The 12,997-nt window shown below is 56.4% G+C and carries 12 protein-coding genes; all 12 read left to right on the top strand.

Going from position 1 to position 12,997, the window contains the following annotated elements; genetic code table 11:
• Nucleotides 1-168: 168 nt before the first annotated feature.
• A complete protein-coding gene (locus tag BLR08_RS04035) occupies nucleotides 169-1,326 on the top strand; it encodes an ROK family transcriptional regulator (RefSeq protein WP_072328336.1) in 1,158 nt (385 codons plus the stop codon).
• Between the two features lie 40 nt (nucleotides 1,327-1,366).
• The gene (locus BLR08_RS04040; RefSeq protein WP_072328337.1) at nucleotides 1,367-2,371 is read left to right on the top strand and encodes an asparaginase; all 1,005 of its coding nucleotides are present in this window, start codon (nucleotides 1,367-1,369) and stop codon (nucleotides 2,369-2,371) included.
• A 90-nt stretch (nucleotides 2,372-2,461) separates the two neighbouring features.
• Nucleotides 2,462-4,063 (top strand): glutathione ABC transporter substrate-binding protein, encoded by a 1,602-nt coding sequence (locus BLR08_RS04045; protein WP_072328338.1) that lies wholly within the window; start codon nucleotides 2,462-2,464, stop codon nucleotides 4,061-4,063.
• 97 nt (nucleotides 4,064-4,160) lie between these two features.
• A complete protein-coding gene (locus tag BLR08_RS04050; protein WP_072328339.1) occupies nucleotides 4,161-5,087 on the top strand; it encodes an ABC transporter permease subunit in 927 nt (308 codons plus the stop codon).
• 12 nt (nucleotides 5,088-5,099) lie between these two features.
• Nucleotides 5,100-6,011 carry an ABC transporter permease gene (locus BLR08_RS04055; RefSeq protein WP_072328340.1) on the top strand — a complete coding sequence of 304 codons (912 nt, stop codon included), beginning with the start codon at nucleotides 5,100-5,102 and terminating at the stop codon, nucleotides 6,009-6,011.
• 14 nt (nucleotides 6,012-6,025) lie between these two features.
• Nucleotides 6,026-7,030, top strand: a complete 1,005-nt coding sequence (locus tag BLR08_RS04060; protein ID WP_072328341.1) for an ABC transporter ATP-binding protein — start codon at nucleotides 6,026-6,028, stop codon at nucleotides 7,028-7,030.
• Nucleotides 7,027-8,019 (top strand): ABC transporter ATP-binding protein, encoded by a 993-nt coding sequence (locus BLR08_RS04065; RefSeq protein ID WP_072328342.1) that lies wholly within the window; start codon nucleotides 7,027-7,029, stop codon nucleotides 8,017-8,019. Before BLR08_RS04060 ends, BLR08_RS04065 begins: the two co-directional genes overlap by 4 nt.
• A gap of 90 nt (nucleotides 8,020-8,109) precedes the next feature.
• Nucleotides 8,110-9,597: a M17 family metallopeptidase gene (locus tag BLR08_RS04070; RefSeq protein ID WP_072328343.1), complete on the top strand. Its 1,488-nt coding sequence runs from the start codon at nucleotides 8,110-8,112 to the stop codon at nucleotides 9,595-9,597.
• An 18-nt stretch (nucleotides 9,598-9,615) separates the two neighbouring features.
• Nucleotides 9,616-10,308, top strand: coding sequence for a copper homeostasis protein CutC (locus BLR08_RS04075; protein ID WP_072328344.1), 693 nt, complete (start codon nucleotides 9,616-9,618; stop codon nucleotides 10,306-10,308).
• 56 nt (nucleotides 10,309-10,364) lie between these two features.
• The gene (locus BLR08_RS04080; protein WP_072328345.1) at nucleotides 10,365-11,315 is read left to right on the top strand and encodes an ROK family protein; all 951 of its coding nucleotides are present in this window, start codon (nucleotides 10,365-10,367) and stop codon (nucleotides 11,313-11,315) included.
• A 58-nt stretch (nucleotides 11,316-11,373) separates the two neighbouring features.
• Nucleotides 11,374-12,657 (top strand): alpha-L-fucosidase, encoded by a 1,284-nt coding sequence (locus tag BLR08_RS04085; RefSeq protein ID WP_072328346.1) that lies wholly within the window; start codon nucleotides 11,374-11,376, stop codon nucleotides 12,655-12,657.
• 109 nt (nucleotides 12,658-12,766) lie between these two features.
• The coding region (locus BLR08_RS04090; RefSeq protein ID WP_176835403.1) for a transposase zinc-binding domain-containing protein at nucleotides 12,767-12,997 on the top strand (231 nt) is incomplete at its 3' end.

A 12,997-nucleotide genomic window follows, 5' to 3' on the forward strand; every position in this document is an offset into this window, starting at 1 on the left:
GTGTTATTTATATTGACATCTTTTCCTTCTATCCTTTATTATTAATATCACTGGAGAATATAAATCGAAAAACTACATAAATCCTTAATAATCATGTGGTTTTTCAAAGAAATACCATGGAAAATCCCTGCAATTAATTCATTAGTGAAAATAATGGAGAGATGGATAGTGAAAAAGCACGATCAGGATTTTATGAAACGGCAAAACCGGCTTACGGTTTTTGAGATTATCAAAAACCAGCAGCCGATCTCCCGTGCTTCCATCGCCAAGCAGACCGGCATGAGTCCGACGACGATAAGCCGGATTGTGGGGGAGCTGACGGAAGAGGGCTTCCTGCTGGAATCCGAGCAGGTGTCCGTGGGCTTAGGCAGGAAGTCGACGCTCATCGCGATGGTAGATGCTGCTGTGCTCTCGGTCGGGGTCGAGCTGGATCGCCATCAGTTCCATATCGGCATTGTGGATATACAGGGAAATGTCGTAGCAGGCGGAAGGTATCCGCGGACTGCGGATGAAAGCGCCGATGTTACGCTGGAGCGTATCGGAGCGGAGCTCGACCGGTTGACTAAGGCTCATGACATCGACTGCGAACGGATTATCGGCATCGGCATCGGTCTCCCCGGGATCGTCGATAATGATAGCGGAGTCGTCGTGTTTTCCGTCCAATTGGGCTGGAAGCAGGTCCATCTGGCGGAGCGGCTGAAAGAGATCACCGGCTACGATGTAGCCATAGACAACGAACTCAAGGTGAAAGCGCTCGCCGAGCATTTGAAGGGCGCTGCCATCGGATCGAGCCGGACCGCGCTTTTGGGCTTCGGCAACGGGGTAGGCTCCGCGATCATTGTCGACGGGGAGATTTACCGGGGCAAGACGAACAGCGCCGGCGAGATCGGGCATACGACGATTGATCCGAACGGCATGATGTGCGATTGCGGGAAGGCGGGCTGCCTTCAAACCTACATTAATATTAACTCGCTGTTGTCGGAGGCCAACAAAATCCGGCCGACGCGCTCGATCGAGGAGCTGTTCGAGGCGAGACGCGCAGGGGAACGCTGGGCGGTCTATTTGATCGAGCGAGCGCTCATGTACATGGCCATTACGATTAATAATGTCGTCTGCATGTACAACCCCGACAGCGTCATCCTGAGCGGCGAGCTTGGCGACAAGTTTCCGGAAATTTACGATGAGGTTGTAGAGCTCTGCATCTCGAAGTTTGTGTGGGAGCCTCTGCGGGGCAGCTTTACGATCCTGCGTTCGGAGCTGCATGAACAGGGAGTTGTGATCGGTTCCGGGCTTATGTCGCAAAATTGTTTTTTTGCCTTGAAGTAGCGTCCGCACAGGCATGGATTGACATGGAGGAGGGAGCAGCATGAGATTTATACCATTAGTGGAAGAATACCGCGGCGGCGTGCTGGAGAATGTGCATTACGGAGCGATCAGCATTGTTGACGAGCATGGCAAGATTTTATATGCGGCCGGTGACCCGGAGCATATGACCTTCCTGCGGTCGGCGGCCAAGCCGTTCCAGGCTATTCCGGTTATGAAGCGGCGGATAGACGAGGTATACGGACTCGCCGGCCATGAAGCGGCGCTGTTTGCCGCATCGCACCGGGGAGAGGCGTTTCACATCGACGCGCTGGAATCGATGCTGCGCAAGACCGGCATCGAGGAGCAGGCGCTCCACTGCTGCGCCACGTACCCGCTGAATGAAGACGCCAAAGCGGAGCGGCACCGGGCGCATGAGGAGAAACGGAAAATTTTCCATAACTGCTCGGGCAAGCATACCGGTCTTATCGCGCTTTGCAAGCACATGGGCTGGGATGAGCATACGTACTTCGATCCAGAGCATCCGGTTCAGAAGGAAATCGTGCAGACGCTTGCTTACATCGCAGAGGTGCCGGAAGCTTCGATTCCGCAAGGCGTTGACGGCTGCGGTCTTCCGATCTTCGCGCTTCCTTTGCACAAAATTGCTTATTCGTTCCTGAAGCTGGCTTGTCCCGATCTGATCGGGGATGCGGATACGCGGGATGCCGCGGCCCGGATGGCCCGGCTCATGAACGAGTATCCCGATGCGATCGCGGATACGAGGTTCGTATGCTCGGAGCTGCTGAAGGATGGGAACCTGGCGGCCAAAGGCGGCGCGAAAGGCGTATACGGCATCGGTCTGAGAAAAGAGCGCCTCGGCATTTCGCTGAAGGTGTCCGACGGCTCCGAGCAGGTATGGCCATGCATCATCGCCTCGATCTTGGAGCGCCTCGGATATGACAATCAGGCGACGATCGACAGGCTGTATAAGCTTGTTCCGAATACCATCGTCAACGACGGGGGCACGGAAGTGGGAGAACGCCGCCCGGTATTTGAATTGAAGGCTTGATTCATCCAAGAATAACTTTCTAACTTCCGCTCAACACATTCGGGGGCTCGGAGAGATTCTAATACACATTTATATCGGGGAGTGAACCAAATGAAGGTTACAAAAAGAACATGGTCGACGTTCATGCTTATGCTGATCATCGCCATCGTAGCCGCAGGCTGTGGAGGCAAGGACAACGCAAGCGCCGGTAAAGACAACGCAGGCAGAGGCGAAGAGACCAAAGCGGTTTCCAAAAACAACAAGGATATCGTGGTGGCGATCAATGCCAACTTTATTACGCTGGACCCTCATAACACGGGCGATACCCATTCGATTAGCGGTGCAAGAACGATGTACGAAGGGCTGATGGGCTTCGACGAAAATATGAATGTCGTGCCGATGCTGGCCGCTTCCCATACCATCAGCGAAGACGGTCTGGTCTACACCTTTACATTGAAAGAAAACATCAAGTTCCATGACGGCACAGATTTTAACGCCGAAGCGGTCAAGGCGAACCTGGATCGCATCCGCGACGAGAAAAGCAACCTGAGACTGAGAAAAAGCTTTGCCAAGGTTTCAAATGTAGCTGCTCCTGACGCCAAAACGGTCGTTATAACGCTCAGCGAGCCGTATAACGCGTTCCTGAACAAAATGGCTATGGCGCTGATGGTCAGCCCGAAAGCATTGAAGGAGCAAGGCGACAATATCGGTAAAAATCCGGTCGGTACAGGTCCTTTCAAATTCAAGGAGTGGGTGCAGGGCGACCGTCTCGTTGTTGTGAAAAACGCCGATTACTGGCAAAAGGATCTGCCGAAGGTCGACAGCGTAACTTTCAAGCCGGTACCGGAGAACGGCTCCCGGATCGCCATGCTGAAAACGGGCGAAGCGGACTTCATCTATCCGATGCCGACCGAGCAAGTGTCTGAAGTGCAAAACCAGAAGGATATTGTCATTGACAGAATCGATTCCACGATCGTTCGTTACGTCACCTTGAACACGATGAAAAAGCCGTTCGACGATGTGAAGGTTCGTCAAGCGATCAACTATGCGATCAATAAAGAAGCTTATATCAAAGTAGTCAAATCCGGTCTGGGCACGAAGCTTGACTCTTCGATGTCCTCCAAAACGCAGCATTACTCCAAGCAAACAGGTTATGACTATGATGTGGAAAAAGCGAAGAAGCTGCTTGCTGAGGCAGGCTACAAGGATGGATTCTCCGCTGAAATCTGGGGCGAGAACGACTCCGAAACGATGAAAGGCATGCAGTTCATTCAGCAGCAGCTGGCTCTTGTAGGCATCAAGCTGGAAGTGAAGTCGATGGAGGGCGGCACGCTGTCGCAGCAAATCAACTCGGCCAAAACGCCTGAAGAAGCTAAAATTCAAATGTGGTACGTGAGCTGGTCCCCGTCCTCCGGTGATGCGGACGGCGCAACAAGAGGCTTGTTCAGCAGCGAAATGTTCCCTCCTGCAGGCTCGAACACCGCCTACTACAAAAACGCGAATGTCGACAAATGGATTGCGGACGCCAACAAGGCGATTGATCCTAAGCAGGCCAAAGCGATCTATGCCGATATTCAAAAAACGATCTGGGAAGATGCGCCATGGGCATTTATGGGCGTCGATCAAGTTATCTCGGGCAAAAGAGCTTATATTGACGGCGTAAAAGTGTTCCCGGACGGTTCCATTAACGTTCGCAATGCGGAAGTGAAGTAACAGAACCAATCAGGAAATGAAGGTACGGGGCCGCTTATGCAGGTTGCTAAGAGCGGCCCTTGTTCTTTTCTTATTTAAGTGAAGGGAGGCTCCGGCGATGGGAAGATATGCGTTGCAAAGACTTCTTGGCGTGATTCCGCTGCTGTTTATCGTATCGGTGGTGGTGTTCATGTTCATCCACTTGATTCCCGGCGATCCGGCGCGGCTGGTAGCCGGTAAGGATGCCACACTGGAAGAGATTAACGGCATTCGCGAACAGCTCGGACTGAATCTGCCGCTTTGGCAGCAATATATCAATTACATGGGGAAGCTGCTGCAGGGTGATTTGGGCAGCTCGCTGCGCTCCGGCATGCCGGTAACCGATATGCTGCAGAGCCGGTTTATGCCGACTATCATTCTTACGTTCCTAAGCCTCGGCTGGGCGCTGATCATCGGCTTGCTGATCGGGACGATCTCCGCGGTAAACCGCAATCGCTGGCCCGATTATGCCGGGATGCTGACGGCGATTTCCGGTATTTCCGTTCCCGGCTTCTGGCTCGGTCTGGTGCTCATCCAAATTTTCTCGGTGCAGCTGGGATGGTTTCCGACAGGCGGAGTCGATTCGTGGAGCTCTTATGTGCTGCCGTCCATCACGCTTGGAGCGGGCATCATGTCCATGCTGGCCCGGTTCTCCAGGTCATCGATGCTGGAGACGATGAGAGAGGATTACATCCGTACAGGGCGGGCGAAGGGCCTTAGAGAGTTTGTCGTCGTCGGACGCCATGCGCTGCGCAATTCCTTGATTCAGGTCGTAACCGTTGCCGGACTGCAGTTCGGATTTCTGCTGGGCGGCTCCGTTATGGTAGAGACGGTGTTCAGTATCCCGGGACTTGGCCGGCTGCTGGTGGACTCCATCGCCTTCCGCGATTATACGGTTATTCAGGCGCTGCTGCTGCTGTTTGCCACCCAATTCATACTTATTAATCTGATTGTCGATATGCTGTACGGTGTACTGAATCCGAAAATCCGGTATGCGTCGAACTAGGAGGGGATACTGATGAACAATAATTCGGCGACTGTAGAGGCCGGTTCCTCCGGGTCCGGAGAGACGCTGGCGGTCAAGCGGAACAAAGGCCGCGCTGCGGTGTTTTTCAGCAAGTTTTGCAAACAAAGAATGTCGCTTGCGGCCGGGATTTTCATCCTGCTGCTGGTGGTTTTGGCTATATTCGGCCCTTTCCTGACGCCATTTGACCCGAACGAGCCGGATTACGACGCGTTGATGTCTTCTCCGTCTGCGGCTCATTGGGCAGGAACGGATGAATACGGCAGGGATATATTAAGCCGCCTGATTGACGGAACAAGATTGACGTTGTCCGTCAGCTTGAGCGCCGTGCTGATCGCGGCCGTGCTGGGAACGATTCTCGGATTGCTCAGCGGCTATTACGGCGGCTGGCTGGACCGTCTTATTATGCGCAGCAGCGACGTGTTGTTCTCGTTCCCTGACTTGCTGCTGGCCATCGGGATCGTCGCCATTCTGGGGCCGGGCTTGTCCAATGTCGTCATTGCGGTAGCCGTATTCGGCACCCCGTCTTTTGCAAGGATCATTCGAAGCGTGACGTTATCGGCCAAAGAAACCTTGTTCGTGGAAGCGGCCCGTTCGATGGGCGCCAAAAACGGGCGTATTATATGGAAGCATATTTTTCCTGAAACGTTATCCAGCATTATCGTCAATGTGACGATGAAAATCGGCGGCGCGATTTTGGCCGCATCCTCCTTGAGCTTTCTCGGTATGGGCGCCAAGCCGACCGAGCCGGATTGGGGAGCCATGCTCAGCATGGGACGCGACTATTTGAGCATCGCTCCGCACATCGTTTATTTTCCGGGCGCGGCGATCTTTTTGACCGTGCTTGCATTTAACCTGGTTGGGGACGGACTGCGTGATGCTCTTGATCCCAAGACGAAAAATTAAAGGGGGGCCACACCGTGACGTCTAAATTGCTTGAAGTGCAGGGATTGAAAACGGAGTTCAGACGCGATGGCGGCAGCGTAATGGCGGTGTCCGGCGTTGACTTTCATATAAATAAAGGCGAAGTGCTGGGTCTTGTCGGTGAATCCGGCTGCGGCAAAAGCGTGACCTCCCTGTCGATTATGCGTCTGCTCAAGGATACGCCGGGACGGATCGCAGGCGGCGCCGTCCGCTTCGAGGGCACGGACCTGACCCAATTGCAGGAAAAGGATATGCGGCGGTATCGCGGCAATGAACTGGCGATGATTTTCCAGGAGCCGATGACTTCGCTGAATCCGGTGCTGCGCATCGGGCGGCAGCTGGAAGAGCCGATCATGCTTCATATGGGCTACAGCCGGAAGAAAGCGCGGGAGCATGCGATTCATACGCTGAGGCTGGTCGGTATCCCGCGGGCGGAGGAAGTGGTGGACGATTATCCGCATCAGCTGTCCGGCGGGATGAGACAGCGCGTCATGATCGCGATGGCGATGTCCTGCAGTCCGAAGCTGCTGATCGCCGATGAACCGACGACCGCGCTCGATGTGACGATTCAGGCGCAAATTCTGGACCTGATGAAGCGGCTGAAGGAAGAGCAGGAAATGGGCATGCTGCTTATTACGCATGATCTGGGCGTCGTAGCGGAGATGTGCGACCGGGTCGTCGTCATGTATGCGGGACGCGTCGTAGAGGAAGCGCCGGTAAAGGAATTGTTCGAGAATCCGCAGCATCCGTACACCAAGGGGTTGATTCAATCCGTACCGAAGCTGCGCCAGAAGGTTCGCCGTCTGGAATCCATCCCGGGCAATGTGCCGGACCTCAGCGCGATGCCGCAGGGCTGCAAGTTTGCTCCACGCTGTCCGTATGTCATGGAGCGGTGCCTTGCCCAGGAGCCGGCGCTTCTGCCGCTCGAGGGGCAGGCGGATCGGAAGAGCCGCTGCTGGCTGACGGAACCGGATAGACCGGAAGGAGGAGAAAGCGCATGAACGAAACTCCGCTCATCGAAGTCAAAGGATTGCAGAAATCGTTTACGGTAAAAAAAGGCTGGTTCGGCACGGCCAAGCATTTGCGCGCCGTTGACGGCATTTCCTTCGCCATCCGCAAGGGCGAAACGTTCAGCCTTGTCGGCGAAAGCGGCTGCGGCAAGTCGACGACGGGGCGCCTGGTCACCCGGCTGCTGAAGCCAAACGGCGGAGAAGTATGGTTTAACGGGCAAAACATCAGCAGCCTCAGCGATAATCAGATGCGTCCGATCCGCAAAGATATGCAGATGGTGTTCCAGGACCCGTACGCTTCGCTGAATCCGCGGATGAAGGTAAAGGACCTCGTGGCCGAGCCGCTGCTTATTCATACGAAGCTTACTCCGAAGGAGCGGGATAAGCTGGCGCATGAGCTGCTGGCGACGGTCGGCCTGAGCAGCTTTCACGCCGAGCGTTACGCGCACGAGTTCAGCGGCGGGCAGCGGCAGCGGATCGGCATCGCGCGGGCGTTGTCCGTTCGTCCGAGCTTGATTGTGGCGGATGAGCCGGTGTCGGCTCTGGACGTGTCCATTCAGTCCCAGGTATTGAATCTGCTGCAGGACCTGCAGGAGGAATACGGCCTGACGTACTTGTTTATATCCCACGATCTGAGCGTGGTGGAGCATATTAGCGACCGCATCGGCGTCATGTACTTGGGGACGCTGGTGGAGACGGCAGATAAAGACACGTTATATGAGCGTCCGCTTCACCCCTATACGCAGGCGCTGCTGTCGTCGGTGCCGGTGCCCGATCCGAGCCAGAAGAGAGAGCGCATCATTCTGAAGGGCGATTTGCCGAGTCCGGTAGACCCGCCGTCCGGCTGCCGGTTCCATACCCGTTGTCCGGCGTGTATGGAGGTATGCAAGCAGAAGGAGCCGGTGTTCCGGGAAGTGGAGCCCGGCCATCAGGTTGCATGTCATTTGTACGACGAAGAAATTATGGGAAACAAAGCGTAGTTTGCAGAGCTGAACGGGAGGCCGGACACACCGAGATGCGAAAAGCGTTTGGTCGCGGCGTCTCCAAAATAAGATCGGGAAGGGATCGCTATGCACATTACTATCGATAAAGCCGGAGCCGGGGATGTGCTCATCCATCCGGCGTACGCCGGCGAAGCACTCTCTTATCCGCTTGGCGAAGGGCGCAAGCGGCCGGGCATGATGACCTGGCTGTACGGCCGCTCGGAGGGCGAAGCGGATGTGCTTGCCGCAGCCGTAGGCGAGCGGCGTCAGGAGACGCCGGAGCGGGTACGCCGCGCCGCGGGCGCAGCAGGACGGGCTTTGCTGGCTGAGGGCCGCAGCAGCGGAACGCTGGTGAGAGACCCGCTGGCGGCGGGGGCAGAAAACGCTGGAGAGAACGCCGGGGCCGCTGCCCAGTGGCTGCAAGCCTGGATCGAGGGCTGGCTGCTCGGCTTGTACCGGTTCGACAAGTATAAGAGCGCAACGAAAATAACCGGCGATGTTCGTTTGAACCTTCGTTCCGAAGATTGGGCGGAGCTGTCGCTTGCTCAGCTGGAACAGATTATCGGGACGGCGCTTCATCGGGCGGCAGGCACCAATCTGACGCGGGATTGGGTGAATGAAACGCCGGATACGTTGAATCCGGATACGTTTGTCGCGTGGACGCAGGAGCTGTTCCAGGACAGACCGGTCCATGTTCGCATATATCGCGGTCAGGAGCTCATCGACCGCGGCATGAACGGCTTGCTGACCGTAGGAGCGGGAAGCAAGCATCAACCTGCGCTTATCGAGCTGCGGTACGAAGGCGGCGGCTCTGACGCGGACGCTAACGCTAACATGCCTATGCTGGCGTTAGTCGGCAAAGCCATTACCTTCGACATGGGCGGCATGAACGCGAAGACAGGCCGGGACATCAGCGATGCCCGGATGGATATGGGCGGGGCGGCAGCCGTCGTCGGAGCGATGGACATTCTCGTCCGTCAGCGCGCGGAAGTACGCGTGACGGCGCTGATTGCCGTCGCGGATAATTTGCCGGATGCCCGCGCCACGTTGCCTTCGTCCGTTATCAAGTACCCGAACGGCCTGACCGTTCAGGTAGCGAACACGGACGGGGAAGGGCGGCTCGTGCTGGCGGACGCTCTGCTCCACGCCGCCAAGCTCGGCGCTGCGCAGGCCATCGACATCGCTACGCTGACGGGCAATGTCGGGGATGCGCTGGGTCTTGCCATCGCCGGCATATGGGGCGATGCGGATATGACGCGCAGCCTGGTCGAGATCGGCGAGCGCAATGGCGAGCGGCTGTGGCCGATGCCTCTCATAGACGAATACGAGTCGGAGCTGAAGAGCCCTTACGCCGATCTGCGCAACGTCGGCACATCCACGCTCGCGGGCGCAAGTGTCGCTGCGCTGTTCATTCGTCGTTTCGTGGCCGACACGATGGATTGGGTTCACATCGATATGGCCGGCACTGTGCAGTACAAGCAGGACGCCGGTTATGCGGAAGTTGGCGCTACGGGTTACGGCGCAAGACTGCTTGCGGACTATGCGGCGGATTACGCCCGGAAGCACCGGGCGTAAAGAACGGGAGGAATCATGATGATATTGGAAGTCATCGCCACGTGCATGGACGATGCGCTGAAGGCCGAGGAGCATGGCGCGAATCGGCTGGAGCTGATCACCGCCATTACCGAAGGCGGACTGACGCCGGGCATCGGCCTGGTTCAGCAAGTCGTCCGGTCGGTGCGCATACCGGTTCATGTGATGGTCAGACCGCACAGCCGTTCCTTTGTGTACGATAGGCACGACGTGGAGACGATGAAGGCGGAGATTCAGGCGATCGCCGCGACGGGAGCGGCCGGAATCGTCATCGGAGCTCTGACGCTTGAGGGCCGGATCGACGAAGCGGCGCTGGAGGCGCTGCTTCCATGGGCAAAAGGGCTGCAGGTCACGTTTCATCGGGCGTTCGACGAGCTGGAGGATCAGCTGGACGGACTGAACACGCTGCTTCGCTATCCGCAAATTACCCGTGTGCTGACATCCGGCGGACTGAAGCCGGCGCCCGAAGCGGCGCCGGAGATCCGCAAGCTGGTCGAGGCTGCACGAGGCAGCTCGCTGCGAATTCTGGCCGGCAGCGGCCTGACGCCGGAAGGCATCGAAGACTTTATTGAACAAACCGGCGTGACCGAGGTGCATTTCGGCTCGGCTGTGCGGCAGGGACGTTCGGGACTTGCGCCCATCGATCCCGCGCAGCTGCGGGCTTTATCCGCGCGTCTTCTCCCAATCGGCTGACAGAGGCTGAATGGGAGAAGTCCGAACTCATCCTAGATCTGAAAAAGGTGAATCAGTTGCATAATAACGAACAATATGTGGTAGGCGTAGATCTGGGCGGAACGAAGATCGCGGCGGCGCTCTTTAATGCGAAGGGCGAGATTCTGAACCGCGAACGGATGGAAACCGCACATGCCCGCACGGCGGAGGAAGTCGTGCAGCGCATGATCGATATGATCCGGTCCGTATCCCTTGATCATCCGCTGTCCGGCGTCGGACTTGCTTCGCCCGGTGCGGTCAACAGCAAGGACGGCATCGTGCTCCATGGCACCAATCTTCCCGAGTGGACGAATGTTCCGCTCAAAAAATGGATGGGGGAAGCGCTTGGCGTCCCGGTGCAGGTCGTGAACGATGCGAATGCGGCGGCTTGGGGCGAATATGTCCGGGGTGCGGGAAAAGGCTCCGAGCATATGGTCTACGTGACGTTCAGCACAGGCATCGGAGCCGGCATCGTGCTGGACGGAAAGCTGTTGCTGGGGACGACCTCCTTCGCCGGGGAGCTCGGCCATAATATTATCGAGCCGGGCGGACCGGCTTGCAGCTGCGGCAATAACGGCTGCCTCGAAGTGTTCGCTTCCGGCACCGCCATCAAGGATGCGGCGGTAGAGCTTATGCAGGGCAGAACTTCCGCCATTGCGGAGCTTGCGGCTGCTCAGAACGAAGCAGTCTCGGCGAAGCATGTGTTCGAGGCGTACAGACAAAAGGATGCGGTCGCTGCGGAAGTGGTGAACCGGGCGATTCATTATATGGCGCTGGGGCTGGCGAACGCCGTCCATACCTTTAATCCCGACCGCATCGTCGTCGGCGGCGGTGTGAGCAAGGCGGGCGATTCGCTGTTCCCGGCTTTGCGGGCTCAGACGGAGCAGCTCGTCATGAAGCCGTATCGCGGCACTTATGAAATCGTGCCTGCAGGCTTGAAGGACGACGTAGGGCTGATCGGCGCGGCCGCTTTGTTTCAAACCGTGTAGCGGAAGCGGAGCCGTGCTTGTTCAGCGATAACTCATACGGAGACGGAGGAGAGGCCGCATGACTACGAGAGAGCAGCGAGAGCAGCGTACCCGCTGGTTTCAGCAGGAACGCTTCGGGATGTTCATCCACTGGGGATTGTATGCCGTTCCCGCAAGAGGAGAGTGGATCCGGGGCAACGAACGGATGAGCTGGGAGCAGTATAAGGTCTACTTTGACGAGTTCGACGCCTCCCGCTATAACCCGAAGGAATGGGCCAAAGCGGCGAAGGCCGCAGGGCAGAAATACGCTGTGCTAACGACGAAGCATCATGACGGCTTCTGCCTGTTCGACAGCAAGCTGACGGACTTCAAGGCGACCAATACGCCGGCCGGACGCGACCTGGTCCGCGAATATGTCGATGCCTTCCGGGCGGAGGGCATCGCCGTCGGATTTTATTATTCCATCATCGACTGGCATCATGACGATTATCCGGGCTACGGAGACAAGGCTCATCCGGATCGGGACAATAAAGCGGCGAAGGATAAGCCCATCGACTTTGACCGGTACTTGACGTATATGCACGGCCAGGTGAAGGAGCTGCTTACGAACTACGGCAAGATCGACATCATGTGGTTCGATTTCTCTTACGATAACATGACGGGTGAGAAATGGAAGGCTACCGAGCTCGTGAAGATGATACGCTCCATCCAGCCGGATATTATTATCGACAACCGTCTGGGCGGCAATATTCGCGCGGCCGAGCCTGAAGTATACGCCGGAGACTTTTTCTCCCCGGAGCAGATCATTCCGCCAGGCGGCATCGTGGATGTGAACGGCAAGCCTGTTCCTTGGGAGGCCTGCATCACCTTGAACGATCACTGGGGTTATCATTCCACCGACAAAAACTACAAGTCGGCCCAGCAGGTAATCCGCACGCTGGTCGAATGCGTCAGTAAAAACGGCAATTTGCTGCTGAACGTCGCCCCTGACGCCAAAGGGGAGATCAACCGGGAAACGCTCGACGTGCTGCACGAGGTTGGCGAATGGCTGCGGTTAAACGGCGACAGCATCTACGGCTGCGGCGCCGCGTCCATGCCGAAGCCCGAGTGGGGCCGTTACACGCAAAACGGCGGCAAGCTGTACGCGCACGTGTACGACCGGGGCATCGGACCGATTTATTTCGAGGGCTTAAAGGGCAAAATCGCCAAGGCGAGACTGCTGCGGGACGGCACTGAATTGAAGGTGGAGACGCCTTGGATGGCCGAAGAATACTCCGATATTGAAGGCGGAGCGTTCATCACGCTGGCGGGCGCCAAGCTGCCCGATGAGCGGGATACGGTTATCGAGCTTTATCTGAAGTAGTTTTTCAAGGCACGGACGAGGGTCCGTGTCTTTTTTTACATATAAGAATTTATAAGTTTTGGGGTGAGCGAAGCTTACCCCTTATTTAAATTTCTGTTAAGGTAAAGGTATGGACTCGAACATCTTAAAGCAAATATTTTTCGATGAGCATCGGCACTGGGATGCTTTTGTAGATAAACATAAAAAACATATTCGGCCTAATGTCATAAAAGAGGTACAAAAATTTCGCGGCTGTGGAGATCCTCGAAATGGATTTAAGCTTCTTGTATGTGAGGGTTGTCACGACATTCGTAGAGTGCCTTACCGATGCAAAGGACGCTTTTGCACTACATGCTCCTGT

This window comes from Paenibacillus sp. cl123 (genome assembly GCF_900101595.1).
Classification (GTDB): Bacteria; Bacillota; Bacilli; order Paenibacillales; family NBRC-103111; genus Paenibacillus_G.